Genomic DNA, 26,116 nt, shown 5'->3' on the forward strand with positions numbered 1-26,116 from the left:
TTGCATTCCATTATTTATGTTTGCGTAAGCGGCATACTTCTATCCAAATAAGCTAAACAAATTTATAGCTATTTCACTTTGAGGTAAGTACCATCTAAACTTGCATTAAATCCAAATTCACAGTCACCCAAATCCCCGGATCCGGCTTTTGTAATCATTAAAAATCCATTATAAAATGTAACAGGAAATGAACAGGATTTAGTAACCTCAATAACAAACTGATTATTTTTTATGATCCCCTTTCCTGATGCATCTGCAATATTTCTGCCGGGAGCAGAGGTCACAGAACCAATGTTATATGAATACGTATGGTCTTTTATCTTTTTAATATCGATACTTCCCTGATATCCTTTCTCTCCATATTGATAAGTATAGGTTCCTGCAAAATTATAAGAAGGACCGGGTGAAAATATTTCCGGCTTCGGATTAGCTTTAGCCTGGATGTTAAGCGCCATAGCATAAACAGCGTTGGACTTTGTGGAAGCCCAGGTTCCTTCTAATTTACCATTTTTTAATACTGCATCAATATTTCCGCTAATATTCCCATTGTTTTCAAATTCATTCAGAAGATATTGATTTTCAGAACGCAGTACTCCAATGATTTTAATGGCCTTTTTTTCTTTAGTGTTTAAGTATCTGATATTCCCTAAAACAACATTCTTTGAAATGCTTATTGTGAGCTCTACAGGGATTTTCTTGTTAATAAAACCGCTAAAACTATAATTCCCATCACTATTCTTCTGCTGGGCATGGCAGAAACCTGCAGCAAAGCATATAATTAATATTATTCTTTTTAAATAGCTCATATTAACTGGATTTTAATGATGGAATATTGATGCTTCAAGAAGTTTTCAAATTTTGTACTAAGATATTAAAATAAACTGTATGGCGGGAAGAGGTTGCAATACTACCAATGCACGAACCCACTATTATGTTTTTGTGGTATACTTATATTATCAAAGATTTGCAGCAATAGAAAGAGAATAATTTACGCAAATCATCCCCAAATAATCATTGTCTGAAATTAATAGAAATAGATTTAATTTTATGAATCAGAAAAGTCACGAGCACGGAGCTTTCGCCAGCGGGAGAAGAGCATTTACCTGGCAAGGTAAGATTTGATTGGCCTATTATTTCGTTATATTTCACGAATGAAGTTTAACCAAATTACAATTATAGACGATTGTGGAATTCAGGAGCCTATTGTACAGAGAATATCAGAATTATCTAAATCTTCCCTCTCTATATTTAACAATACACCCGTTTCTAATGAGGAAATGATTCAAAGAATAGGAAATAATGATTGTATTCTTCTAAGCTGAGAAACAATTAAGTTAACCCACCTTTCTGATCTTTAGAGCATGACAAAATATACGATTTAATAATTGTATTCCATCGGTACAGGTCTTAAATGTGCATATTCCATAAAGTGTGCTGCAAAATCACCGCTATTAAAAAAAAATAAAAAATAATAAAATTGTATATAACATTTTGATTACCAGGTGTTAATTTTTATTAAAGGTTATTTAAGCCGCTTTTGCTCAGGATATTTTCTTTTTTAATTAAATATTCTTAAATCCTGGCCCATTAGTCAGTCTATTGTTCCGTATAATTCAGAAAGCTAATCATATTTTGAATGCGGGTTAAATTTATTTTAGGTAAATTGTATTATAATTCTGTTAATTTCTAATTCAATAACGGTTCTTATTTTTAAAATGGTCACAGTTTTGATGTAGAATGAAATAGCATTAAAATTACTAAAACAACTTTTCTAAACAAGTTAAAAACATTTATCAGATGGACTTTTAATGAGGTAAGTTATGGCGGATCTAATGGTTCAATCTTGGACTTCGTAAGTAGAAAAGAGTCAGTTACAGAAACAGCTAAATCATAAAATAGAACAATGGAAATTAAAAATTTAATTCAAAAAAGTATTGATACGGTAAGAGTTTTATCGGCCGATGCTGTACAAAAAGCAAATTCCGGACACCCGGGAACTCCTATGGCCTTAGCGCCATTAGGCCATGTACTGTGGTCGGAAGTTATGCGTTACAATCCTCAAAACCCGGAATGGGCGAATCGTGACAGGTTTATTCTTTCCTGCGGCCATGCATGTATGCTTCAGTATAGCTATTTGTATTTAACGGGCTATAAAATCACCCTTAATGATATTGAAAACTTCAGACAGTTACACAGCATCACGGCTGGTCATCCTGAATATAGGCTTACTCCCGGAATCGAAGTGACTACAGGCCCGCTGGGACAGGGGTTTGCCAATGGAGTAGGAATGGCCATCGCCCAGCAATATATGGCAGAACGTTATAACCGTGCGGATTTTAATATTTTCGACTATAGGATTTATGCAATTTGCAGTGATGGTGATCTTATGGAAGGTGTGTCTGCTGAAGCAGCATCGCTTGCAGGCCATCTTGGACTGGGAAATATTATTTATTTTTATGACAGCAACCATATTACTATTGAGGGAGATACTGATCTTGCTTTTGATGAAGACGTATCCAAAAGATTTGAAGCTTATGGATGGCATGTGCAAAATTTACCGGATATCAATGACCTTGAGGCATTGTCCAATGCGGTTAAGAATGCTCAGATGGAAACCGGCCGCCCGTCACTGATAAAAGTCCGCAGCCATATTGGCTATGGAAGTCCTAACAAACATGATTCTGCTGCTGCACACGGGTCACCTTTAGGAAAAGATGAAGTGCGTTTGGTTAAAGAAAATTTCGGATTTGATCCTGACAAAAATTTCGTTGTTCCGGATGATGTTTTAGATTTTTATCATAAAGCAGCGAAAAAATCCGCTAAACATGAAGCTGAATGGAATGAACTGTATGAGCGCTATAAGAACAGACATCCGGATCTTGCCAGAGAATACGAGTCTGTCATTTCAGGAAAACTGCCCGAAGGCTGGGAAGATAAACTTCCTGTATTTGAATCTGGTGCGGCCGTCGCGACCCGCAAGGCTTCAGGTCAGACACTGAATGCCATTTCAGAATATTTACCTCAGCTGATTGGCGGTTCAGCGGATCTTTCGCCTTCTACCGATACCGTTCTAAAGGCTTATCAGTCCTTTTCAGCAAAGCAGAGGGATGGGCGTAATTTCCATTTTGGAATCCGTGAGCATGCCATGGGCTCTGTACTCAACGGAATGGCTCTCAGTAATTACTTAATTCCATATGGAGCAACATTTTTAATATTTTCAGATTATATGCGCCCGCCGCTAAGGTTGGCAGCCATCATGAAAATACGTCAGATTATGGTTTTCACCCATGACAGTATCGCGCTAGGTGAAGACGGAACAACCCATCAGCCTGTAGAACAGCTGATCGGATTGCGTACAGTACCCAATATGACCGTAATCAGGCCGGCTGATGCCAATGAAACGGCACAGGCCTGGAGAGTTGCTATCGAACATAAAGACGGTCCTGTTGCACTTGCCCTGACACGACAGGAAATTCCGGTTATTGACCAAAAAAAATATACCAGTGCAAAAAACCTTGAAAAAGGAGCTTACATTCTTTCAGATTCAGAGGGTGAACCGGATATTATTCTTATGGCTACCGGGTCAGAAGTTCATTTAATTTTGGAAGCACAGGAGGAGCTGAAGAAAAATAATATAAAAGCCCGTGTGGTAAGTATGCCATGCTGGAATTTATTTGATAAACAGTCTGCAGCTTATAAAGAAGAGGTTTTTCCAAAAAATATTCGCAGGAGATTAGCCGTAGAAGCAGGTTCACCAGTCGGCTGGATGAAATACACAACTGATGATGGCGAGGTGATCGGAATTGATAAATTCGGAGAATCAGCACCGGCAGAAGAAGTAATGAAAGAATACGGATTTACCGTTGAAAATGTCGTGAAGAGGGCGACTTCTTTGTATTCGAAAGACAGATAAGTTTTTTGTCGAACCTGGCACACTCCCTTTCCAGTTAAAAAAATCATTTCTCAATTAAATAGAAAAAGGAATGTCAACAGTAATAAGAAAAATAGGAATCTGCGCCGATCACGGCGGTTTTGAACTGAAAGAAAGCTTAAAATCTTTTTTAACTGAAAACAAGTTCGAACCGTTAGATTTCGGAGCCACAGAGCTAAATAATACCGATGATTTTCCGGATTATGTGATTCCCCTTGCAAAAGCAGTGGCTGCCGGAGAAGTTTTTCGCGGTATTGCTATTTGCGGCAGTGGCGTGGGAGCCTGTGTTGCGGCCAATAAAATTTCAGGTATCCGGGCTGCCTTAATTACAGATTATTTCTCGGCACACCAGGGAGTTGAAGATGATGATATGAATTTAATCTGTCTTGGCGGACGTGTAACAGGTTATGCCAGTGCAGAAGAGTTAGTCTTGGCATTTTTGAATGCCAAATTTATTGGTGCAGAAAGACATCTTCGGCGCCTGAAAAAAATTCAGAATTTGGAAAACCATCCATAAGGAAAGGTTTTTTAATCTATTAATCTTTAAAACAAAAAAAATGAATCCATTAAATAAAATACGTGAATTAGGTCAGAGTATATGGCTCGATCTGCTTGATCGTGAAATGATGAACTCAGGCAAACTGCAAAACCTGATTGATAACGATGACCTGCGTGGTCTGACATCTAATCCTTCCATCTTTGAGAAGGCCATCAGCGGAAGTTCAGACTATGATGAAGATATCATAAAGTTTTCAGAGACAGAAGAAGATAATGCCGCTATTTTTTTTGATCTGGCAATTGCCGATATTCAGAGAGCTGCAGATATCTTTAAACCGGTATATGACAGAACCAATGGTACGGACGGTTTTGTAAGCCTGGAAGTTTCCCCTTTTCTGGCCCGTGATACGGACGGAACCATCGAGCAGGCAAGGGAACTGTGGAAAAGGGTAGACCGTAAAAATGTAATGATTAAAATTCCAGGAACTGCAGAAGGCCTTATTGCCATCCGTGAATGTCTGCGTGAAGGTATTAATATTAATATAACACTGCTTTTCGGGCTTCCCCGTTATAAGGAAGTAACAGAAGCTTTCATGGGCGGGCTTGAAGACAGGCTTAAAGAAGGACACTCCATAGAGAATGTTTCTTCCGTGGCCAGTTTCTTTCTCAGCCGTATTGATGTGATGGTCGACCCTATGCTTGAAGAAAAAGGAGCATCAGACCTGAAAGGAAAAGTAGCCATCGCTTCGGCAAAAAAAGCATATCAGATCTATCTCGAAATGATTTCCGGAGAACGTTTTAAAAAACTGGAAGAAAAGGGTGCGCAGAAACAAAGGGTGCTCTATGCAAGTACCGGAACGAAGGATCCTGCATACAGTGATGTCATTTATGTAGAAAGTATTATTGGAAAAGATACGGTCAATACACTTCCTATAGAAACCATTGATGCCTTTCGCGATCATGGAATAGCAGCTGAAACTTTGACTGCTCATGTGGATGACGCTGTGAAAACAATGGAAGAACTTAAAGCTAAAGGGATTGATATTGATAAAATAACCAGGAAGCTTGAAGATGAAGGCATAGAAAAATTTAACCAGGCCTACGAAAAATTACTTAAAAGTATTAGTGATCAAAAACGTAAAAAAGGCTAAAAATGAGTGAATTGAATGTTTCGAAAGTAAAAGCAGTCTTCATGGATATCGGAGGAGTATTGCTTACCAATGGCTGGGATTATCAATCCCGTGAAAAGGCAGCGAAGGTTTTTAATTTTGATTTTCAGGAAATGAATATCCTGCACAACTTCATCTATAATGTTTTTGAGATAGGAAGCGTTTCACTGGATCAGTACCTGAACACCATTTTGTTTTATTCACCCCGTGATTTTACCAAAGAGGAATTCATAGAATTTATGTTTGCTCAGTCAACAGAGCTGCCGCAAATGTTAGAATGGCTGAAAAAATGGAAAATACAAACAGATCTTCCTGTGTTTGCAGTGAGTAATGAAAATCTCGATCTTAATGAATACCGGATTAAGACCTTTCAACTGCATGAGGTGTTTGATGGTTTTTTCTCCTCCTGTTATGTAGGGGCACGCAAACCTGATCCGCGAATTTTTAAAATGGCAATGGACATCACACAGGTTAAACCTGATGAATGTATTTATTTTGATGACAGGCCTATGTTGGTTAATGCCGCAAAAAACCTCGGAATGACAAGTATATTGCACGAAAATTTTGAAACAACTAAAAATATTCTAGAAAATTTTATAAGATAATAATAACATGAAACAAGAAAATAAAAATCAATCCGCATTCGGAATGATAGGTTTGGGAACAATGGGTTCCAATCTATTACAAAATATTGCAGACCAAGGTTATGACTGTGCCGGATACGATAACAGTGCCGAAAAAGTAAATGCTCTTAATCAGTTGAATCGTGATAATATTCATGGATTTTCAGATCTGAAGGACTTTACAGACAGTCTTAAAAGTCCCAAAGTTGTAATGATGCTGGTTCCTGCCGGTGAAATTGTAGACAGTGTGATAGCGGAGCTATTAACTGTTTTGGACAAAGGAGATATTATTATAGATGGCGGAAACTCACACTATACAGATACCGAACGAAGATATAAAGAACTGGAAGGCAAGGGACTGCATTTTGTGGGAATGGGTGTTTCCGGTGGTGAAGAAGGCGCACGAAGAGGTCCCAGTATGATGCCTGGTGGTGATAAAGAAGCCTATGAGGTTCTGAAACCTGTTCTGGAGAAAATTGCAGCACATGTGGACGGTGAGCCTACCGTTGGTTTTATGGGAGAACGCTCTGCTGGTCATTTTGTAAAAATGGTGCATAATGGTATTGAGTATGCCATCATGCAACTGATTTCTGAGTCCTATGAGATCATGAAAAAAGGTCTTAACATGGATAATGATAAAATCTATGAAGTATACAAAAAGTGGAATGAAGGGAAATTGAAGTCTTATTTATTAGAGATTACCCGGGATATTTTCACGTATAAAAATGAAGGTGAAGACCATCTTTTGCTGGATGATATCAGAGATGAGGCTAAAGCAAAAGGAACGGGTAAATGGACTTCACAGGCCGCAATGGATTTACATTTGCCAACCCCGGTTATTGACATTGCTGTTTCCATGCGTGATCTTTCTTCTTTGAAGAATCTGAGGGTTCAGGCTTCGAAAATATATCCTGACCTGACTGAAATGCATTATGCAAAAAATGAGAGTGAATATTGTGATCAACTTGAAGAGGCTTTCTATTTTGCAATGGTTTCTGCCTATGCTCAGGGAATGCATATGCTCTATCAGGCGAATGAAGAATTCAAATATAATCTGAACTTAGATCTTATTGCAAAAATATGGCGTGGAGGATGTATCATCCGATCAGAATTTTTAGAAGATATTTACGCTGCTTTTAACAAAAATCCTAAGCTGCAGCATTTACTTTTAGATGAGAATATTGCAGCAAACCTTACTAAGAGTATTAAAGATATCCGTACTGTGGTTTCAGATGCGGCAATTCATGGTATTTCAACACCTGCATTTTCGGCAGCATTAACGTATTTCGATGATTTCCGCAATGAAAATATGCCGACAAACCTTATTCAGGCACAGCGGGATTATTTTGGTTCACATACCTATGAACTTAAAGCCAAAGAAGGTGTATTTCATACCCAATGGATGAAAGAGAATGTTAAAAATTAATCTGTTTTTTAATCTAAGCTTAAAAAAATAAATAATGCCAAATACATCAGATACAAAAGTAAATCCCACAGTTTTAATTATTTTTGGGGGGAACGGAGATTTAACCAAACGGAAAATCATTCCGGCATTGTACAACCTGTTCCTTGAGAAAAGGCTTCCTGAAAAGTTTGCCATCATAGGCACTTCAAGAACGGAATTCAGTGATGAGCAGTACAGGGATTCCCTATTAACAGGAATCAATGAATTTTCCAGAACCGGCAAAGCCAAAAAAGAAGATTGGGCTAAATTTTCCTCCAATATCTCTTATCAGGCAGCCAATATAAAAGATGTCGCTTCTTACGATGAATTCGACTCAAAAATAAATAAGCTGAAAGAAGAATGGAATCAGGATCCTTCGATCCTCTATTACTGTGCAGTTTCACCGGACCTTTTCTGTACTATCGCAGAGAATATCTCAAAAAGTAAACTGGAGAATAATAAAGAAACCACACGCATTATCATTGAGAAGCCATTTGGCAGGGATCTGGAATCTGCAAAAGCTTTAAACACGAAATTACTGACAATTTTTGACGAAAAACAGATTTACAGAATAGACCATTATTTAGGAAAAGAAGTCGTTCAGAATGTTATGGCTTTTCGTTTTGCCAATACAATTATGGAGCCTCTGTGGAACCGTACCCATATCGAACACGTTCAGATTTCGGTTACCGAACAGATAGGTGTGGAAGATAGAGGAAGCTATTTTGATAATGCCGGAATTTTGAGGGATATGATTCAGAACCATTTACTTCAGTTACTTTGTATCATTGCCATGGAACCGCCTGTGAGTTTTGATGCCGACCTTGTACGGGACCGCAAAGTTGAGGTATTGAAGGCCATGAGGAAAGTTGTTCCCGGAATGATTGATACCATTGCAGTCAGAGGGCAGTATGGTCCTGGCTGGGTAGAAGGGAAAGAAGTTTCGGGTTACCGTGAAGAAGTGGATGTAGATGCAGATTCCAATACTGAAACCTACGCAGCAATGAAGTTTTATGTAGATAACTGGCGCTGGCAGGGAGTACCGTTTTATTTGCGCACAGGGAAAAGACTTTTTAAATCGGCTTCGCATATTATCATACAATTCAGGGAAGTTCCTCATAATATATTTAATAATGGTGAAAGGAACCTTCCTAAACCAAACAGACTTATCATCAGCATTCAGCCCGATATGGCGATCAGATTTCAGCTCGAAAGCAAAACTCCCGGTCTTGAAATGACCCTGAATACCGTGGATATGATATTTGATTATTCAGGAAAAACAAAAATAGATTCACCGGAGGCTTATGAAACGCTTTTACTGGATGTTATTTCAGGAGATCAGACTCTGTTTATGCGTGCAGACCAGGTAGAAGAAGCATGGAAAGTAGTAATGCCCATTCTTGATTATTGGGAAAGCAATAAAATGACAAACTTCCCGAATTATCCTGCAAATTCCTGGGGCCCTGAAAATGCAGAAGCACTCATTGCTAAAGATGGCTTTCACTGGATCAATTTACCTCAAAAAAAATAAGAATAGCTGATGAATGATTTAAAAATATTCGGGGATGCTGAAGAATTAATAAACGCTTTGGCAGAAACCATTTGTGAGGCCTCACAAAAAGCAGTGAGGAGCCATGGACAGTTTAACTTTGTGCTTTCCGGCGGAAGTTCACCTAAGAAATTATATGAGCTGCTGGCATCCGAAAAGTTTAAAGATAAGATTGATTGGGAGAAGACCTTTTTCTTTTTTGGGGATGAACGTTTCCTCCCTGAAAATGACCCCGACAGAAACTCCAGAATGGTTCAGGAAGCTTTATTTGATCCTTTAGGAATCAATACATCTCATATTTTCAAAGTAGATACATCACATGGGCCTGAGGCAGCAGCAGAAAGGTATATGGAATCCATAAAAGTACATTTTGATAAAAAACCGATTGTATTTGATTTCATTCTTTTAGGTCTTGGTGACAATTCACATACAGCATCACTATTCCCCTATACGTCAGTATTGAAAGAAACTGAAGCTACTGTAAAATCAATTTTTGTAGATGAGGTTGACATGTTTCGTATAACTATGACCGCTCCTCTGATCAACCAGGCGGAGCAGATCGCATTTTTAGTTTTCGGAGAAGGAAAATCTGAAGCTGTAGTTCATATACTGGAAGACCGTTCGGGCTCAATAGATGAATATCCTGCCCGCCTTATTAAGTCAGATAAAAATAAAGTACAGTGGTTTCTAGATTCTTCTGCAGCCTCAAAAATTGTAGAAAATCAGGACTGATCATCATTATTTCTGAAAATAAATTATTAAATATTTAAAAATAAAAAAATGTTTCCTACAATAAATCCTATACAAACACCAGCATGGGCAGCATTAATTGCTCATCACTCGGAAATGGAATCCGTTCAGATGAAAGACCTTTTTAAAAAAGACTCCAAAAGGTTTGAAAAAATGTCCATTGAATTTAATGATATCCTTTTCGATTATTCTAAAAATATTGCCACTGATGAAACTCTTGAAAAACTGCTGCAATTGGCAGAAGACTGCAAAGTTAAAAATGCAATGGAAGCCATTTTTGACGGAGAAAAGATCAATGGAACAGAAAATCGTGCTGTAATGCACACGGCTCTGAGAAATTTTTCTGATGAGCCAGTGATGATTGATGGAGAAGATATTATGCTTAAAATCCGCGAAACACGCCAGAAGATGAAGGCTTTTTGTGAAAAAATTCATAGTGGTGAATGGAAGGGCTATTCCGGGAAAAAAATTAAGAATATTGTCAATATCGGTATTGGAGGAAGTGATCTGGGGCCGGTAATGGTTACAGAAGCCTTAAAACCCTATTGGATTGAAGGAATTCAGGCTTATTTTGTTTCAAATGTGGACGGAACACAGATTGTGGAAACTTTAAAAAAATTAGACCCCGAGGAAACGCTTTTTACCATTGCCTCAAAAACCTTCACTACACAGGAAACAATGACCAATGCACAAACCGCACGTGAATGGTTTCTAAAGTCGGCAAAAGACGAAAAATGGGTAGCAAAACATTTTGTGGCACTTTCAACCAATGAAGATGGGGTAAGGAAATTTGGAATTGATCCTGATAATATGTTTGTTTTCTGGGATTGGGTTGGCGGCCGTTACAGCCTTTGGAGCAGTATCGGACTTTCCATAGCCCTCACGATAGGATATGATCATTTTGAACAATTACTTAAAGGGGCTGAGTCAAGCGATCATCATTTTAAAACAACAGATCTCGGAGACAATATTCCTGTGATGATGGCCTTAATAGGATTGTGGTACACCAATTTTTTTGGTTCAGAAACGGAGGCTATATTTCCTTATGATCAATATATGCACCGCTTTCCGGCCTATTTTCAGCAGGGAAATATGGAAAGCAACGGAAAACATACAGACCGGAATGGGAATGATGTAACCTATAGCACAGGCCCGGTAGTCTGGGGCGAACCAGGAACCAACGGACAACATGCATTTTATCAATTGATCCATCAGGGAACCCATCTTATCCCCTGTGATTTTATAGCACCTGCGATCAGTCATAATCCTGTTGGTGATCATCATCAGATCTTGGTTTCAAATTTTTTCGCTCAGACCGAAGCTTTAATGAACGGAAAAAATGCCGGGCAGGTTGCCGAAGAGCTGGCACGTACAGGAATGGAAAAATCAAGCATGGAAAAGCTGATCCCGTTTAGAGTTTTTACCGGGAATAAACCTACCAATTCTTTCCTGCTTAAAAAGATTACCCCCTTTTCGTTAGGTGCGCTTACTGCACTGTATGAACATAAAATCTTTGTGCAGGGGGTCATCTGGAATATTTTCAGTTTTGACCAATGGGGAGTGGAGTTGGGTAAACAATTAGCTTCAAATGTGCTTCCGGAGCTTGAAAATAATGATACAATAGATTCCCATGACGGCTCTACCAACGGGCTGATCAATACTTATAAAAAATGGCGGAATAAATAGTCTTATCAACGGATAATTCCCATTGCTGCATAATATGCTGCCCCCATCAAAGCTGTTTTATCATTTAGAACTACTTTTATGGGGATGGCTTTTAACAAATGTTCCATTCGGCCGACATTAATAAAATTCCTGTAAAATTCTTTTTTGTCAATCAAGCTGAGAATTTTTGGGGTAATTCCACCACCGATATAAATTCCACCCGTGGCTTTTGCTTTTAAAGCCAGCTGGCTTGATTCTATGGCAAGGTATTTTAAAAAAAGCTGCATTGTCTCAATACACAGAGGTTCCTTTTCCTCTATGGCTGCTGAGGAAATTGTTTTCGCCGAGTTATCTTTTTTTAAATTTTCAGTCAGCCATTCCGGTTCTGTATATTCCCTGTAATGGAGTAAAAATTCATAAATATTTTGTATACCCTGTCCGGAAACCACTCTTTCCCAGCTTACATGGTCGAATTTATTTTTTAGAAACTTCCATAGTTCTGCATCCAGTTCATCAAAGGGGGCAAAATTGCAATGACCGCCTTCAGTTGCATAAGGCGTGTAATATAACCCATCCCAGTACATTCCTGCTTCACCAAGACCTGTTCCCGGTGAGATCACTACCGCGTTACCTGCACTTTTTTCACCCTCAGCAATAATTTCAAAGTCTGAATCTTCAAGTGCGCACAGGCCGTAGGCATTGGCCTGAAGATCATTAATAAGAAGCACTGTTTTTATATTAAGATCAGATTCCAGTTTTTGGGCGTCTATTTCCCAGGCAAAGTTAACGCCCCGTACTTTATCTCCATCTACCGTACCGGCAACACCCAGACAGGCACAGTCGATAACCGAAGATTTATCATCATGAAAATGACGGATCGCCTCCACAAATGACTGGTGGTCTGTAGTGGCATATCGTTGATTTTTAATGGGAATCAGTTTTCCTCCCTTCACCTGAAAAAGCGCAAACTCTGTTTTGGTTCCGCCAACATCTGCTGCTAAAACAATTCCGGAACCTGGTAATTTTTTTTGCCCTGAAGGATAAGCCATTGGTAAACCGGCATCTGAAATATCGGGTAGGGAAGTATCCTGAAAATTATTCATAATTGGAAATATTTATAATAGGTTAATTTAAAAAGAATTTTTGGTTTTACTTTCAATTTTTCCAAATTGATTATCATAGAGATTTGATAATATAATTCTCAATTTGTGAATCTTTTTATCGGAATTTAAAAATCCTATGCTGCTTCCAATTGCGTTTTGGTTTCTTCTACGTCATTGAGAAGTTTTCATTAAGATCTTTATTATAATTAACTTGATGGTGAGTTAATTATCTTTGTAAGATACTTTTAATTAGTGTTTTATAAGTTATAATCTTTACACTTTGAAAATATATACTTTATATCAAATTGAATACAATTTTAAATATGAAAATTCATCACACTTACTTTTATCATCCATCTAATATCGAAAATAACGAAACAGTTATTCAAGATTTTGAGAAACAGCAAATTTCAATGCAAAAAATTCAGAATGCATTAGGTAGGAATAATAGATTTATTCTGACTGAAGATTCTGAAGAAACTGCACTTTCGATGGGAATACAGGCAGCCATAGGGGTACTGCATGAGAGTAATATTTCTGTTAAGGATATTGATATCATTGTTTTTGTATCAAGTACACCCGAACACAATGTGCCTTGCGACGCTATTAAAATACACCATGCTCTGAATGGAAAGCTGAATACAATGTGCTATGATATCAACGCAAACTGTATTGGAGGTTTTATTGCATTAGATCAGGTATCAAAATATTTATCAGGCTCTCATTCTGCTGGGAAAGCTTTAATTGTATGCGCTGAGAAACTATCTAAAATACTGGACCGGGAAAATCCGTTTACTGCTTTTTGTTTTTCAGATTCTGCTTTCGCCTTTATTGTTGAGAAAGAGGATTCAGATTCGGGATTAGTTGATGTTTTGTATCATACCGACAGCAGCTTTTCCAATACTGTTTTATTTCCTCCAAATGGATATTCTTGTCACAGTTCTACCGATGTTACTTTTTGGGATACAAATTTTGATGGAAGTGGGAGTGTAAATTTTGCATTGGATTATATCAATCCATTTTTACATCAAAATAATTTGACCATTGAACAAATTGATCTGTTTTTATTTTCACAGTTATCAATAAAAAATATTAATATTATTCGTAAATATTATGAAATTACGGAAGATAAGATTCCATTTTATTCCAGAGAATTAGGGTATACCGGATCTTCAAGTATTTTCTTAGCTCTAGATCAATACCAAAAGAATGTAAAGAAATTACAAAAAGGAAATAATATTCTGATATGGACTCTAGGAGCTGGTTATCAGGCAGGATTAATGCTATGGAAATATTGATTACAGTTCATTTAGTTTTAAAATATCTTTAAAAAAATATTCAAAATTTAGCCTGGAAACGCCCCAGTCTGATGATAAGAAAGAGGTGTTTTTAGGCTATTTATAAGATTAGAACTCAGTCATTATTTAAAGTTTTCAATTCTTTAAACACAATAAAATTGATACAATCTTTTCCTTTAAAATACTTTAGCTCACCTGAGTTATTATGCAAATAAAGACTGTTTCTTAAATTCAGCTCTATATAGTTGGAGCCACTTTAAGCTTCTGTTTCAGTATTTTTGATATATTCATTTATCCAGATGGAGAGGTCTTTTTCTGATGGAACATTGATCTTTTTTCTTAAGTTGTACCTATTATTTTCTATTGTTTTTACAGATTTGAATGTATATTGTGATATTTCTTTAGTGGCCAGCCCCAGATAAAGGTAGGCAGAAAAAGTAAGTTCAGAAGTCCTTAAATTTGGATTGAGTTTAAGCATTTTTCCAGTGAAATCAGGGAAAATTATCTGAAAATGGCTCCAGAAATGGGGAGAATTGGCTTTCACCATATGGATTAGTTCCGACACCTTTTGCTGCAAAATATTTATTGTTTTTTCTTTTTCCATTAAAGAATCTGTTGTTTTTTGCAATTGATGATTTTTGTTTTCAATGATTTCATTTCTTTTTCTATTTTCCTTTCTTTGTTTATACAGAACACATGCAATTATTAGTAGTAATACAATGCTTACTAATAATACAGCAAGAATGTTTTTATTCCTGTTAGCCTGTTTTTTTTCATTTTCTACTTTTAAAATATTTTCTGCTATCTGGATAACATTTATTCTGCTTATTCTCTCATTATATCGTCTTTGTTCTGAGGAAATGGTAAGGTATTTTTTTTCATTGGAAGGATCATTCATTGCTTTATAACAATATGATAATTTTAGATTGATATCAGCTGACATTTTTAAGAATGCTTTTTTATTCTGAATTGCTTTTTTATAATAATTGATTGCATTCTGATATTCTTCCGAGAGAAAATAATAATCGCCATACGCTTCCAAAATAGAATGTAAGTACACATGGTCTTCACTTACTGCCTGTTTATAGGCTTTGTCAATAAATTGAAGTGCAGATTTTGTATTTTTTTGTTTGATGTAAATCTGGGCCTGATAGAAATAGACATATGCTTTTCTTCTGAACATCCGCCTGAAAGAAAGATATTGTTGTTCAGGAATCTCTTCTGCCAGCTTAATTGATCTGTCAATATAGATTTGTGCAGAATCATATTTGTGAGTTTCTGTATAATAATCCGCTATCCACATATAGATGCGGGAAACAAAAAGTTTTGATTCAGGATTCGTATGGGGATTTACAAGTTGCAGAGCTTCTTTATTTTCTTTCATTTCCTGGGGAAGAAACCCTACCATATCCCAGTAAAGTAATGATTTTATAGTTACAACTGAAGGTAATACAGGTATGGGAAATGCTTCTCCGGTTACAAAGCTGGAAATAATAAGCACTTCCCCGGGAGCTATAAAAATCACAGATGGTCCCCAGGGATCGGATAAAGTTTTGATGAGTGATGCAAACGGAGTAGGAACATGGAAAATCCCTGCATCTATACGGGCCACTGCAACTGGAGTTTTTCCAGGATCATCTATAACAGCAAGTTCTAACGGATCGGGGACTGTTTATTCAAATGTTTATATTGATCTTAGAGAAGGGAAGTGGTCTGTGAATACAGGTTTAACAATCAGTAACCCGGGGAATACAAATAGATTCTGGTTTCATGCTTATCTTTCTACTTCTCAATCTTCCGTTCAGCGGGCAGATTTTACTCACCTTGGCCCTGCTGCTGTATCTACCTCGTACGCTTCAGTTATTTTTCCATATACAGGTCCTACTAAATGATGGAGCACTAAGTATGCTTTCCTCACCATCCATCAGAATATATTTACTGATTGAAAATAAAGCTACAGGCAGCTGGACATTCGGTACCGGAGCTTATGAAAACTATTTTTATGCAATACCATTAAACTAATTACTACTCCTCAGGGGAGAATCCCGTATTTATGAACATTTGTAAGCATTAACCAGTTGATCTCCTATACATAATGCCTGATCTGACAGACTTTTTAGCATAATTTTTTATTGGATACGCGATTTAGCTTTGTATTAAGCAATAAAGGGGATTTGTTATGTTAAAACAAAATAATGATAGATGGTATTTTATTGAAATATTGTATATTTAGTCAAAGAAGTGTGATATTTCTTCAGTTAATCTAACCCACAAAATTATTGATATGAAAAAGGTAAAGAACGTAAAATCGGCCCAGATTGATCAGCAGTTAGTTGATAATAACAATAGAGTAATGACGACCAATGACGGCGTACCAGTGTTTGACAATAACAATACACTTAAAGCCGGAGAAAGAGGGCCGTCTTTACAGCAGGATCATATTTTTTTTGACAAGCTCATGCATTTTGACCGTGAGCGGATTCCTGAAAGAGTCGTTCATGCAAGAGGATCCGGTGCACATGGTATTTTTGAAGCTACCGCAGACCTTTCAAAATACACAACTGCTGCATTTTTGCAAAAAGGAACGATCACCCCTTTATTTACAAGGTTTTCTACAGTAGCAGGATTTAAGGGGTCTACCGACCTGGCCCGCGATGTAAGGGGATTTTCAGTCAAGTTTTACACCACAGAGGGCAATTACGATCTTGTAGGTAATAATATACCGGTCTTCTTTATTCAGGATGCCATGAATTTTCCGGATTTAATTCATGCGGTGAAACCGGAACCTAATAATGAAATGCCACAAGCTGCATCAGCACACGATACATTTTGGGATTTCATTTCACTAATGCCTGAAGCGGCCCATATGACCATGTGGGTGATGTCTGATAGGGCAATTCCAAGAAGTTTAAGAATGATGGAAGGTTTTGGAGTACATACTTTCAAATTTGTGAATAACAAAGGTAAGGCAACGTTTGTGAAATTTCACTGGAAGCCGAGATTGGGGGTACATTCAGTAGCATGGAATGAAGCTCAGAAAATTTCTGGTTTTAATGCTGATTTTCATCGCAAGGATTTATGGGAAGCTATTGAAAACGGTGATTTTCCGCAATGGGATTTGGGAGTTCAGCTTATTCCTGAAGAAGATGAGATGAAATACTCATTTGATATTCTTGATCCTACTAAAATTATTCCTGAAGAGCTTGTTCCTGTACAGATTATAGGAACTATGACACTCAACCGTAATCCAGAGAATTTTTTTGCAGAGACTGAGCAGGTGGCTTTTGATCCGGGAAGGCTTGTTCCGGGTATAGATGTTTCTGATGATCCTCTTCTCCAGGGAAGAGTATTTTCGTACATGGATACTCAGAATTATCGCCTGGGAGGTCCTAATTTTCATGAGTTGCCTATAAACCGTCCGGTAAATGGGAAGCATAATAATCAAAAAGACGGTTTTGGAAGGATGGATATTCTGAAAGGGCCTGTCAGTTATTTTCCAAACAGTAAAGCTGAAGGATGCCCTTACCAGGCAATGCTTAAGGGAGAGGTTGGATTTCAGTCGCACCAGCAGCCTGTGAACGGCCCCAAAGTAAGGGCCCGTTCGGATTCTTTTGCAGACCATTTTACTCAGGCCACATTGTTCTTTAATTCGCAAAGTCCTGAAGAACAAGAACATATTATCAATGCACTGAGCTTTGAACTGTCTAAGGTAAATGATGTTAATATACGCCAACGCGAATTAGCTATACTGAATCAGATCGATAAAAAACTGGCTAAAAATGTCGCTGATAATCTGGGATTGACTGTTTCGAAAGAACTTGATCCGCTAACTTTGAAATTCGCCCGCCAGAATCATCCGAACTATCCCATTAAACCTAAAAAACCTGAAGTAGAAAAATCATCAGAGCTGAGCATGAAAGTAGAACCCGGAAAGGGGAATATCAAAACGAGAAAGGTGGCTTTTTTAATTGACAACGGGGTAAGCAAAACTTCGGTAGATATAATGAAAAAGGCACTGGAAAAAGAAGGTGCACAGGCTGTTTTAATTGCAAGCCAGGTTGGTAAAATAAAATTCAAAGAGGGAGGGGAAGAAGATATTAAGTATTCTTACCTTACAGAAGCATCCGTATGTTATGATGCATTTTATACCCCTGATGGAGATTCTGTAAAGACTCTTGAAGGCAATGCGGATTATCTGCAATTCATCAATGAAGGATATCGCCATTGCAAAGCACTGGCATTTGCCAAAGGCGCGGAAGAATTATCGAAACATTCTTTTGTTAATAAAGATAAAGGTGTTATTTTTGAAAGTACAGACCATTTAACCGAAGATTTTATCAAAATTATGAAAGAGCATCGTATCTGGGAAAGAGAAAAATCCAGAAAGGTTCCTTCATAACCTCGTATCTTGCGTGAAGCAGTACTATACAGGATTCTGATATAACGTATTAATGCAGGTATCACCTTCTGGGTATTCACTATTTTGAAATCTCAATAAAAGCCTTCTTTTTAAGAGGGCTTTTGTTATATTTGATAAAACGATACAATGAATTTAAATTTACTTGAAAAAGCAGTTTCTATTGCAACACAGGCGCACGCAGGCCAAACAGATAAATCCGGTAAACCTTACATTTTACATATCCTGAGAGTGATGATGAAAGGAAAAAATGAAAATGAGATGATCTGTGGTGTATTACACGATCTGGTGGAAGATACTGACTGGACTTTTAAACAGCTGGCAGAAGAGGGGTTTCCGCAGCAGATCATTCGGGCACTAGAGCTTGTGACAAAGAAAGGCAATGAAGATTATTCAGATTTCATAGAGAGGATCAGTCAGAATGATTTAGCCATCGCGGTGAAATTGAATGATCTTGAAGATAATATGGATGTAAGCAGATTGAATAAAGTGACAGAAAAAGATGCAGAGAGACTCTCTAAATATATCAATGCTCACAGATATTTAAAAAGCTATATGCAGAAATAATGAAACAGCCCCCTTCAACAGGGGCTTTATTCTATTTTTCCCGGTCATATTTTACTAAGGTGTCCTTATGAAAGTGGCCCGTTTGTAAAAGTTCCTGTGAAAACCAGATACATTCGTAATAGCCATGCCCTTTTGCTGAAACATCATTAATAGTCATGATTGTCCTGGCATCTGATTTCAGATAGACTGTGTCTCCTACTTTTAATTCCATGTGATTTGATTTGAAAATTAAGTTCAAATATAGCAAAATAGACTGTTACCCCATGGCTGGTTCTTTAGTTTGTAGGAGGCTCTTATTCCGGTGGATCATCATCTCTCAATTTTACGATCTGCTCTTTTTTTGATTTCAGAATAGAGTGTTTAAAAAATAAACCAGCCGCAATCAAAGACTGCAACCGGTTTTATGAAATCAAATATCTGTATATTATTGGGTTCTGGAACGGGCGATATTAATAAGGTACACAAGATGTGCATACATATTTCTTTTTACAGATTCTACTTTTATATCCCCGGTTGTCTGGTTAATGGTAGTTACGATATCTGCGTTACACTGTCCGGCACTGGGAAAATTACCACTTCCCAAATAGTTTACCGTACTGGCAGCCGGATAAGAAATTCTGGGATAATCAGGGGCGGTCTGGTTGGCAACAGGAGCAGCACCGGCAAAGCCTTTATTATCAACATATCGGGCTGTCCATGTACCTAAAAACTGCCCGTTACCAGTATTAATTCCTTGTCCTACCACTACCTGAGTATCTACTGGGTTGGTAAATCCTGCACAAGAAGTATAGTGATTTAAGGAAACAGTACAGGAAGAAGCGTTGTCAATAGGCTGAAAGCATTTTCCTTCATATATGGTAAATCTTTGTTCAGTAGATGACATAGAGGTATTCAATAGGGCCTTAGGAGCAAAAATTTCTTCAGGAGAAATCAATGTCAGAACACCTTGAGGATCAGCAGCAACAATTTTTTTATCAGGATTTGAAAGTCCTCTTACCCTTACCAGGCCATTAATATCTAAAGTTTGGGTAGGAGTGGTTGTGTTAATACCTACCTGAGCGTTTAAACTGCCACAAAATGCGAGTACGGACAATACAAATGTCTTTGTTTTCATGTTATAATTTGAATGGGTTTATATTTTTTCACTAAGGTAAGAAATATCTATTAATATAGAAATGAAAATTTATTTAAAAGTAAAATCAAGTAATTTTAAAATTAAAATGATGAATGTATAGTAAATTTTAAAGTATTGTCTTTTGAAGATAACTCAAAGTTTATGTATCATGAATTTGTTTGAAAAATAGTTGTATTTTAGCTGAAATATGCTGTTTTTTAATAAACATATTACGCACTAATTAAAATTCAGATAATTTGAATGAAAAAATTAGTAGATTTGCACGGAACAAAAAATAATAAATATTAAGCACTATTCTTTGAAACAGAATTTTTAGGAATGGAAAATAACAGAGAATAGAGGAATTTTTTAGGTTATAAAACTACTGAAACTATGAAGAAACTTTTTTTACTTTTTTTAATGGCGTTTTTATTTATCGGCTGCAGCTCCAATGATGATACCATTTATGATTATGTAGGAACATGGTCTGGTACCTATGACGGTAATGATAAAGGAATCTGGAACATCGTGGTAGATACCAATGGTAAAGTGGTGGGAACCATGCATTCCGATGTTAATAATGAAAACTATAATATTTCCGGAAATTTAAGTGAGACAGGAGATCTTAATGCATCAGTAGGACTTCCTTCACAAGGAAATTTTAAAGGAACACTGAATACAGATAAAAAAGGAAACGGAAGCTGGTCCAACTCAATTCCTACTCCTGCGAGATCAGGATCCTGGAAAGGAGATAAGAAATAAACAAAAAGTCTGCACGTAATTGCAGACTTTTTTATTTTATACAAATCCCATGTGGGTTATTTCGTTATCTTCATTTTGTAATGCTGCAAAATAGAGGAGTACACTCTTTTCTGAAAAATGTTGCTGAAAAACAATTTCCTGCTGCTTGTCCAAAGACAAAATTTCTTCAGCATACTCTGTGTTGCAGTGCTCAGAATCCAGTTTTATAGTCAAAATGATCATTTTATACATAAGACTGCTGTGTTTCACATGCAGGGTCTGATTCTCAATTCTAATACGGTCTGCGGTTTTTTTTATTCCACCAAACTGAAATTCCCTGAGGAGTTTTTGGCCTTCCTCAGTTTTCAATCCGTTTTCGACGGTTCTTTTACCTCTTTCAGAAGTCATATCCAGATCTTTTACTTCCGTCATCAGTTTAGCAAATTTCTGATAAAGGAGAGGGTCTCCCGCTGTCTTGATGTACACATTCAGGCTGTTTCTTATAGCTTTTCCAGTCTTAGAGCAATGTCCGAACTCAGAACTGTTTTGACGTACTTTTTCATAGGACGGATTTTTCTTAAAAGCAGTTTTATTAAACCCACTTTTCTTCCGAACGACTTTTTTACCATTCAGATCATAAAAAACCAGGTCTCCTACAGCTCCTGTGATCTTGATTATACTTTCATATGTTGCCATATCTCTAAATTGAACTCAAATATACCATTAAATAATGAATGACAATATTTTAACATATATTTATAATAGTGTTGTAGTATAGTTATAGTATAATTAAAATATAAAATGTATATTTGATAAATAATTGCTTAATCGAGTATAAATCAGATGAATATGGGATCGGGATTATTTGAATCGGGAATGAGAATAAAGCAGCTGTCTGTCTTACTGATTATGTCTGCTTTTGTAGTGTCTTGCGGAGCATCAAAAAATGCTTCTTCCAGTAAGAAATCGAATACCAAAACGGTAGCGAAATCTGAGAACCTTAGAAAACTGGATTCTAAATTTGATGGTAAAATATCAAGATCGATCAATGAAATTCTGAAAGATGCCGAGAAATATCTTGGAACACCTTACCGGTTCGGAGGAAATACATCGTCCGGGTTCGACTGTTCAGGATTTACGGTAAAAGTATTTGAAGAAAATGATTTTAGCCTTCCAAGGAGATCTACAGATCAGGCTGAATCCGGAAAAAATATTGACATCAGGGACGTAAAACCAGGAGATTTGCTGTTTTTTGCCACAGCAGGAGGTAGCAGAGTATCTCACGTAGGTATCGTGCATGATATTGGCGCAGACGGAGAGGTGAAATTCATTCATGCTTCCACTTCCAAAGGAGTCATTATCTCTTCTCTGAACGAAAAATACTGGAATAAAGCTTATCTTCATGCCCAAAGGGTTTTATAAAATATTCTTATTACTCTGAAAATATAAAGCATTTTCTTTTTCAAACCAGAACAAAGGGACGCATTCTATTTTTTAATGTAATCATTCGAAATTGGCTTTGCCACTTAATAAGAAAAATTCCTTTTCTTAATATTGCAATGGTATTGCATTTCAAAATCTGTGAAATTTGTCAAAAATAATTACCATGGCAGATTTTACACGATTTTTCATTCCCTTATATTTTATTCTTTTTTTTACGGTTTCGTTTTTAGGAATCAGTTTTAGAGTGGCCAGACAAATCAATAAGAACCCCAATGTTCTTCCAAAAGACGGTTCTGCTTATGCTCTTGTCGGACGTTATTTTAAACTGATCTTACTGGCTCTGTTTACGTACTCTATTGCGCTTTCTCTATTTCCTGAAGTTATCTCGGGTACTTTTATAATCCATTTCATGGATGTTAATCTTCTGAAATATATCGGACTTATTTTGATGATTTCTGCATTTATTTGGGTGGTTGTGGCACAGCTGCAGATGAAAGATTCGTGGCGTATAGGAATTGATACTGAGATGAAAACCAGGCTTGTGACCCATGGACTGTTTGGAATATCTAGAAATCCAATATTTTTAGGAATGACGGTAAGTCTTCTTGGTTTCTTTCTGCTTTTTCCCACTTTAACCGTATTTCTGTTTCTGTTGGTGGGAAGTATTCTGATGCAAATTCAGATAAGGCTTGAAGAGGAAGATCTGAATCTGAAGCACGGCCAGACTTATCTGACCTATAAAAAGAGGGTTGGGCGGATGTTAAGCCCCTATTAAAAGCATAACGTTAAAAATAATTTTGCTGAACTTTTTTGTATCTTTGGCCCGTATAATTTTTCAAACTAATTTAAATAAGAAACATGTCGTTACAACAAACTATTGAAAACATTTGGGATAATAGAGATTTATTACAAAATGAAGACAGCAAGAAAGCGATCAGAGAGGTGGTATCTTTATTAGATTCCGGAGAACTTCGTGTAGCTGAACCTACAGAAAACGGATGGCAGGTAAATGAATGGGTAAAGAAAGCAGTAGTAATGTACTTCCCAATCCAGAAGATGGAAACTATTGAAGTAGGTCCGTTTGAATTTCATGACAAAATTCCTTTAAAGAAAAATTATGCGGAAAAAGGAGTAAGAGTTGTACCTCACGCTATTGCAAGAGAGGGTTCTTTCGTTGCTTCAGGGGTGATCATGATGCCGTCTTATATTAATATCGGTGCTTATGTAGATTCAGGAACAATGGTAGATACTTGGGCTACAGTAGGAAGCTGTGCGCAGATCGGTAAAAACGTTCACCTGAGTGGTGGTGTTGGTATCGGTGGCGTATTAGAGCCATTACAGGCTGCTCCGGTAATCATTGAGGATGACTGTTTCATCGGTTCAAGATGTATCGTAGTAGAAGGAGTTCATGTAGAAAAAGAAGCCGTGTTGGGAGCTAATGTTGTATTAACAGCCTCTACAAAAATCATTGATGTTACAGGAGATGAGCCTGTTGAAATCAAAGGTAGAGTACCTGCCCGTTCAGTAGTGATCCCTGGAAGCTATACAAAGCAGTTTCCTGCAGGAGAATTTCAGGTTCCTTGCGCATTGATCATTGGTCAGAGAAAAGAATCTACAGATAAGAAAACATCTCTGAATGATGCATTGAGAGATAATAATGTAGCTGTTTAAGATTTAATATTCTAAGCTAATACCACAATTTTGAAAGAAAAATTTCTAAAAATACTTTTAAACCCTAAATATATATTTGGGGTTTATCTTATTGTAGCCATTGCGACTGCACTTTCTAAATTTTCGAGAGGAAATCAGGCAATTAATAATTATCTGATTTTTAAGGGCGTGTTTTTCAATACCCTTGATGAGAAAAATCTGTATTTACAATATCCTGAACACTATTCTGATATGAATCATTATGGTGTCTTTTTTAGCTTGCTGATCGCTCCGTTTGCAGTTATGCCGGACTGGTTGGGAATCTCTCTGTGGAATGTAGCCAATACAGCCATTTTTCTCTACGCGATTCATAAACTTCCGTTTTCAGATCCTAAAAAAGCCCTTTTCGCATTATTATGTCTGCAGGAATACATTACTGCTGCGGTAAGCTTACAGTTTAATGTCGCTTTGGTAGGACTTCTAATGTTATCTGCGATATTTGTTTATGAAAGAAAAGAAGTACAGTCTGCAACAGCGATTGTGGTAGGGATTTTCGTGAAACTATACGGAATTGTAGGATTATCTCAGTTTTTCTTTATTAAAAATAAAGTGAAATTTATTCTCTCGGGAATTGTCATTGCCATATTGTGTTTAGTGATTCCAATGATTTATTCCACACCTCAGTTTGTGATTCAAAGTTATGCTGACTGGGCGCATTCTCTGATCTCAAAAAATAATGATAATCAGGTATTGGGAAATATGCAGGATATATCATTAATGGGATTTGTAAGAAGAATTTTAGGAGATGCTTCTATCTCTAATCTTACCTTTTTAGCCTTTGGAGTTCCTTTATTTGCTCTGCCCTACATCAGAATAAAACAGTATAAAAACTATGCTTTTCAATTGATGATTCTGGCTTCTACATTACTATTTCTGGTTTTGTTCAGCTCAGGATCAGAATCGCCGACTTATATTATTGCGGTAGCGGGAGTAATGATCTGGTTTACCCTTCAGAAGGAAAAAACACCTATTATTATAGGATTGCTGGTTTTTGTAATTATTCTTACCTGTTTCTCACCATCTGATTTGTTTCCAAAATTTATTAAGCAAAATTATATTATTAAATATTCTTTGAAAGCCGTACCTTGTATCCTCGTTTGGCTGCGGGTAACCTATGAGCTCCTGACAAAGGACTTTGAAAAAGATTACACTTTAAATTAATATATGAAGAAGATCTCAATTGTCATTCCTGCTCATAATGAAGAAGGTAACGTTGCCTTAGTACATGAAAAAATAAAACAGGTTTTTTCAGGATTAAAAGATTATGATTTTGAAATTATCTTTGTCAATGACGGAAGCAGAGACCATACACAGCAAAAGCTGGAAGAATTATCTCAAAAATTTGAAGAAGTAAAGTATATTGAATTTTCAAGAAATTTTGGACATCAGCCTGCCGTAAAAGCAGGAATGGATCATGCGAATGGTAACGCAGTCATCTCTATGGATGGTGATCTCCAGCATCCGCCTGAGCTGATTCCTGAAATGATCCAAAAATGGGAAGAAGGCTATGATGTTGTTTTTACGGTGAGAACTTACCCTAAAGAAATATCCTATTTTAAAAGAAAAACATCTGATCTTTTTTATAAACTATTATCAAGTCTTTCCGATGTCAATCTGACAAAAGGAGGAGGTTCTGATTTTAGATTAATGGATGCTAATGCCGTTCAGATAATGCGTAATTTCAATGAAGATGACTTGTTCCTTAGAGGATTAACCAGCTGGATGGGTTTCAAACAGATCGGAATCGACTTTAAAGCCAATGAAAGAGTGTCGGGAGAAAGCAGCTATAACCTTAAGAAGATGTTTACTTTTGCTTTCACGGGAATTACAGCTTTCAGTGTAAAACCTCTTTACCTGGCTGCATACCTTGGATTTCTGTTTTCTGCAGTTTCAGTGTTAGGATATGGAGGATATGTTCTCCATTCTTTTATTGCCGGTACTGAAATCTCAGGATGGGCATCATTGATTATGACCATTGTTTTCTTTGGAGGGTTACAGTTAATCATCATGGGAATCATGGGAATCTATCTGGGTAAAATATTTAAACAGGTGAAAGACAGACCTAATTATATTATTAAAAACAAAAATTTTTAA

The 26,116-nt window shown here is 36.9% G+C and carries 25 protein-coding genes; 19 read left to right on the top strand and 6 right to left on the bottom strand.

All coding sequences use genetic code 11. From position 1 onward, the window contains the following. Nucleotides 1–68 precede the first annotated feature (68 nt). Nucleotides 69–806, bottom strand: coding sequence for a hypothetical protein (locus AC27VX_RS07635; RefSeq protein WP_236859149.1), 738 nt, complete (start codon nt 804–806; stop codon nt 69–71). A gap of 345 nt (nt 807–1,151) precedes the next feature. Here AC27VX_RS07635 and AC27VX_RS07640 point away from each other — a divergent pair, with 345 nt between their 5' ends. The 9 genes from AC27VX_RS07640 to pgi all read left to right on the top strand — a co-directional run bounded on the left by AC27VX_RS07640 (nt 1,152) and on the right by pgi (nt 11,650). Beyond that, complete coding sequence (locus tag AC27VX_RS07640) at nt 1,152–1,322, top strand: hypothetical protein (RefSeq protein ID WP_488694839.1); 171 nt, start codon at nt 1,152–1,154, stop codon at nt 1,320–1,322. A 581-nt stretch (nt 1,323–1,903) separates the two neighbouring features. Next, entirely contained in the window at nt 1,904–3,913 is a 2,010-nt protein-coding gene (tkt, locus tag AC27VX_RS07645) for a transketolase (protein WP_300687284.1), read from the top strand. A 70-nt stretch (nt 3,914–3,983) separates the two neighbouring features. Then, nucleotides 3,984–4,448, top strand: coding sequence for an RpiB/LacA/LacB family sugar-phosphate isomerase (locus AC27VX_RS07650; RefSeq protein ID WP_488694841.1), 465 nt, complete (start codon nt 3,984–3,986; stop codon nt 4,446–4,448). A 40-nt stretch (nt 4,449–4,488) separates the two neighbouring features. Next, a complete protein-coding gene (gene tal / locus AC27VX_RS07655; protein WP_236859152.1) occupies nt 4,489–5,580 on the top strand; it encodes a transaldolase in 1,092 nt (363 codons plus the stop codon). Nucleotides 5,581–5,582: 2 nt separating this feature from the next. Beyond that, complete coding sequence (locus AC27VX_RS07660; protein ID WP_488694843.1) at nt 5,583–6,203, top strand: HAD family hydrolase; 621 nt, start codon at nt 5,583–5,585, stop codon at nt 6,201–6,203. A 7-nt stretch (nt 6,204–6,210) separates the two neighbouring features. Beyond that, nucleotides 6,211–7,647, top strand: coding sequence for an NADP-dependent phosphogluconate dehydrogenase (gene gndA / locus AC27VX_RS07665; RefSeq protein ID WP_236859154.1), 1,437 nt, complete (start codon nt 6,211–6,213; stop codon nt 7,645–7,647). 34 nt (nt 7,648–7,681) lie between these two features. Further along, the gene (gene zwf / locus AC27VX_RS07670; RefSeq protein ID WP_300687292.1) at nt 7,682–9,196 is read left to right on the top strand and encodes a glucose-6-phosphate dehydrogenase; all 1,515 of its coding nucleotides are present in this window, start codon (nt 7,682–7,684) and stop codon (nt 9,194–9,196) included. A 9-nt stretch (nt 9,197–9,205) separates the two neighbouring features. Further along, nucleotides 9,206–9,946, top strand: a complete 741-nt coding sequence (gene pgl / locus AC27VX_RS07675; protein WP_236859156.1) for a 6-phosphogluconolactonase — start codon at nt 9,206–9,208, stop codon at nt 9,944–9,946. Nucleotides 9,947–9,994: 48 nt separating this feature from the next. After that, nucleotides 9,995–11,650 (top strand): glucose-6-phosphate isomerase, encoded by a 1,656-nt coding sequence (pgi, locus tag AC27VX_RS07680; protein ID WP_236859157.1) that lies wholly within the window; start codon nt 9,995–9,997, stop codon nt 11,648–11,650. A 5-nt stretch (nt 11,651–11,655) separates the two neighbouring features. Here pgi and glk read toward each other — a convergent pair whose 3' ends face one another. After that, nucleotides 11,656–12,732 carry a glucokinase gene (glk, locus tag AC27VX_RS07685; protein ID WP_300687296.1) on the bottom strand — a complete coding sequence of 359 codons (1,077 nt, stop codon included), beginning with the start codon at nt 12,730–12,732 and terminating at the stop codon, nt 11,656–11,658. 323 nt (nt 12,733–13,055) lie between these two features. On the opposite strand from glk, the gene AC27VX_RS07690 reads away from it, so the two are divergent. Further along, entirely contained in the window at nt 13,056–14,030 is a 975-nt protein-coding gene (locus AC27VX_RS07690; protein WP_488694847.1) for a 3-oxoacyl-ACP synthase III family protein, read from the top strand. A gap of 256 nt (nt 14,031–14,286) precedes the next feature. Here the strand turns inward: AC27VX_RS07690 and AC27VX_RS07695 are convergent, their stop codons facing one another. Next, nucleotides 14,287–15,642 carry a hypothetical protein gene (locus AC27VX_RS07695; RefSeq protein WP_236859160.1) on the bottom strand — a complete coding sequence of 452 codons (1,356 nt, stop codon included), beginning with the start codon at nt 15,640–15,642 and terminating at the stop codon, nt 14,287–14,289. Here AC27VX_RS07695 and AC27VX_RS07700 point away from each other — a divergent pair. The 3 genes from AC27VX_RS07700 to AC27VX_RS07710 all read left to right on the top strand — a co-directional run bounded on the left by AC27VX_RS07700 (nt 15,587) and on the right by AC27VX_RS07710 (nt 19,014). After that, complete coding sequence (locus AC27VX_RS07700; RefSeq protein WP_488694849.1) at nt 15,587–15,922, top strand: hypothetical protein; 336 nt, start codon at nt 15,587–15,589, stop codon at nt 15,920–15,922. The genes AC27VX_RS07695 and AC27VX_RS07700 overlap by 56 nt on opposite strands. A 392-nt stretch (nt 15,923–16,314) precedes the next feature. Then, nucleotides 16,315–18,429 carry a catalase gene (locus AC27VX_RS07705; protein WP_236859162.1) on the top strand — a complete coding sequence of 705 codons (2,115 nt, stop codon included), beginning with the start codon at nt 16,315–16,317 and terminating at the stop codon, nt 18,427–18,429. A gap of 147 nt (nt 18,430–18,576) precedes the next feature. Beyond that, entirely contained in the window at nt 18,577–19,014 is a 438-nt protein-coding gene (locus tag AC27VX_RS07710; protein WP_488694851.1) for a phosphohydrolase, read from the top strand. Between the two features lie 31 nt (nt 19,015–19,045). Here the strand turns inward: AC27VX_RS07710 and AC27VX_RS07715 are convergent, their stop codons facing one another. Both AC27VX_RS07715 and AC27VX_RS07720 read right to left on the bottom strand, forming a co-directional pair. Next, nucleotides 19,046–19,225 (bottom strand): YodC family protein, encoded by a 180-nt coding sequence (locus AC27VX_RS07715; RefSeq protein ID WP_236859164.1) that lies wholly within the window; start codon nt 19,223–19,225, stop codon nt 19,046–19,048. Nucleotides 19,226–19,438: 213 nt separating this feature from the next. Further along, nucleotides 19,439–20,128: a hypothetical protein gene (locus tag AC27VX_RS07720; RefSeq protein ID WP_236859165.1), complete on the bottom strand. Its 690-nt coding sequence runs from the start codon at nt 20,126–20,128 to the stop codon at nt 19,439–19,441. Between the two features lie 393 nt (nt 20,129–20,521). Here AC27VX_RS07720 and AC27VX_RS07725 point away from each other — a divergent pair, with 393 nt between their 5' ends. After that, the gene (locus AC27VX_RS07725) at nt 20,522–20,890 is read left to right on the top strand and encodes a hypothetical protein (RefSeq protein WP_236859166.1); all 369 of its coding nucleotides are present in this window, start codon (nt 20,522–20,524) and stop codon (nt 20,888–20,890) included. Nucleotides 20,891–20,926: 36 nt separating this feature from the next. Here the strand turns inward: AC27VX_RS07725 and AC27VX_RS07730 are convergent, their stop codons facing one another. Then, the gene (locus AC27VX_RS07730) at nt 20,927–21,565 is read right to left on the bottom strand and encodes a hypothetical protein (protein ID WP_488694854.1); all 639 of its coding nucleotides are present in this window, start codon (nt 21,563–21,565) and stop codon (nt 20,927–20,929) included. A 153-nt stretch (nt 21,566–21,718) separates the two neighbouring features. Between AC27VX_RS07730 and AC27VX_RS07735 the strand changes: the two genes are divergently transcribed. The 5 genes from AC27VX_RS07735 (at nt 21,719) to AC27VX_RS07755 (ending at nt 26,116) form a co-directional block, all read left to right on the top strand. Then, nucleotides 21,719–22,291: a C40 family peptidase gene (locus AC27VX_RS07735; protein ID WP_236859168.1), complete on the top strand. Its 573-nt coding sequence runs from the start codon at nt 21,719–21,721 to the stop codon at nt 22,289–22,291. 184 nt (nt 22,292–22,475) lie between these two features. Next, nucleotides 22,476–23,087: a methyltransferase family protein gene (locus AC27VX_RS07740; protein ID WP_236859169.1), complete on the top strand. Its 612-nt coding sequence runs from the start codon at nt 22,476–22,478 to the stop codon at nt 23,085–23,087. Nucleotides 23,088–23,170: 83 nt separating this feature from the next. Continuing rightward, the gene (locus AC27VX_RS07745; RefSeq protein ID WP_236859170.1) at nt 23,171–23,983 is read left to right on the top strand and encodes a 2,3,4,5-tetrahydropyridine-2,6-dicarboxylate N-succinyltransferase; all 813 of its coding nucleotides are present in this window, start codon (nt 23,171–23,173) and stop codon (nt 23,981–23,983) included. A gap of 30 nt (nt 23,984–24,013) precedes the next feature. Continuing rightward, nucleotides 24,014–25,183: a glycosyltransferase family 87 protein gene (locus AC27VX_RS07750; RefSeq protein ID WP_236859171.1), complete on the top strand. Its 1,170-nt coding sequence runs from the start codon at nt 24,014–24,016 to the stop codon at nt 25,181–25,183. Nucleotides 25,184–25,186: 3 nt separating this feature from the next. Next, complete coding sequence (locus AC27VX_RS07755) at nt 25,187–26,116, top strand: glycosyltransferase family 2 protein (protein WP_488694857.1); 930 nt, start codon at nt 25,187–25,189, stop codon at nt 26,114–26,116.

Source organism: Chryseobacterium sp. 14P4.3.2 (assembly GCF_057799275.1).

Bases quoted from the DNA above. Each gene is read 5' to 3' on its own strand.
- AC27VX_RS07635 (WP_236859149.1), bottom strand. From the start codon at position 806: ATGAGCTATTTAAAAAGAATAATATTAATTATATGCTTTGCTGCAGGT.
- AC27VX_RS07640 (WP_488694839.1), top strand. From the start codon at position 1,152: ATGAAGTTTAACCAAATTACAATTATAGACGATTGTGGAATTCAGGAG.
- tkt (WP_300687284.1), top strand. From the start codon at position 1,904: ATGGAAATTAAAAATTTAATTCAAAAAAGTATTGATACGGTAAGAGTT.
- AC27VX_RS07650 (WP_488694841.1), top strand. From the start codon at position 3,984: ATGTCAACAGTAATAAGAAAAATAGGAATCTGCGCCGATCACGGCGGT.
- tal (WP_236859152.1), top strand. From the start codon at position 4,489: ATGAATCCATTAAATAAAATACGTGAATTAGGTCAGAGTATATGGCTC.
- AC27VX_RS07660 (WP_488694843.1), top strand. From the start codon at position 5,583: ATGAGTGAATTGAATGTTTCGAAAGTAAAAGCAGTCTTCATGGATATC.
- gndA (WP_236859154.1), top strand. From the start codon at position 6,211: ATGAAACAAGAAAATAAAAATCAATCCGCATTCGGAATGATAGGTTTG.
- zwf (WP_300687292.1), top strand. From the start codon at position 7,682: ATGCCAAATACATCAGATACAAAAGTAAATCCCACAGTTTTAATTATT.
- pgl (WP_236859156.1), top strand. From the start codon at position 9,206: ATGAATGATTTAAAAATATTCGGGGATGCTGAAGAATTAATAAACGCT.
- pgi (WP_236859157.1), top strand. From the start codon at position 9,995: ATGTTTCCTACAATAAATCCTATACAAACACCAGCATGGGCAGCATTA.
- glk (WP_300687296.1), bottom strand. From the start codon at position 12,732: ATGAATAATTTTCAGGATACTTCCCTACCCGATATTTCAGATGCCGGT.
- AC27VX_RS07690 (WP_488694847.1), top strand. From the start codon at position 13,056: ATGAAAATTCATCACACTTACTTTTATCATCCATCTAATATCGAAAAT.
- AC27VX_RS07700 (WP_488694849.1), top strand. From the start codon at position 15,587: ATGAGTGATGCAAACGGAGTAGGAACATGGAAAATCCCTGCATCTATA.
- AC27VX_RS07705 (WP_236859162.1), top strand. From the start codon at position 16,315: ATGAAAAAGGTAAAGAACGTAAAATCGGCCCAGATTGATCAGCAGTTA.
- AC27VX_RS07710 (WP_488694851.1), top strand. From the start codon at position 18,577: ATGAATTTAAATTTACTTGAAAAAGCAGTTTCTATTGCAACACAGGCG.
- AC27VX_RS07715 (WP_236859164.1), bottom strand. From the start codon at position 19,225: ATGGAATTAAAAGTAGGAGACACAGTCTATCTGAAATCAGATGCCAGG.
- AC27VX_RS07720 (WP_236859165.1), bottom strand. From the start codon at position 20,128: ATGAAAACAAAGACATTTGTATTGTCCGTACTCGCATTTTGTGGCAGT.
- AC27VX_RS07725 (WP_236859166.1), top strand. From the start codon at position 20,522: ATGAAGAAACTTTTTTTACTTTTTTTAATGGCGTTTTTATTTATCGGC.
- AC27VX_RS07730 (WP_488694854.1), bottom strand. From the start codon at position 21,565: ATGGCAACATATGAAAGTATAATCAAGATCACAGGAGCTGTAGGAGAC.
- AC27VX_RS07735 (WP_236859168.1), top strand. From the start codon at position 21,719: ATGGGATCGGGATTATTTGAATCGGGAATGAGAATAAAGCAGCTGTCT.
- AC27VX_RS07740 (WP_236859169.1), top strand. From the start codon at position 22,476: ATGGCAGATTTTACACGATTTTTCATTCCCTTATATTTTATTCTTTTT.
- AC27VX_RS07745 (WP_236859170.1), top strand. From the start codon at position 23,171: ATGTCGTTACAACAAACTATTGAAAACATTTGGGATAATAGAGATTTA.
- AC27VX_RS07755 (WP_488694857.1), top strand. From the start codon at position 25,187: ATGAAGAAGATCTCAATTGTCATTCCTGCTCATAATGAAGAAGGTAAC.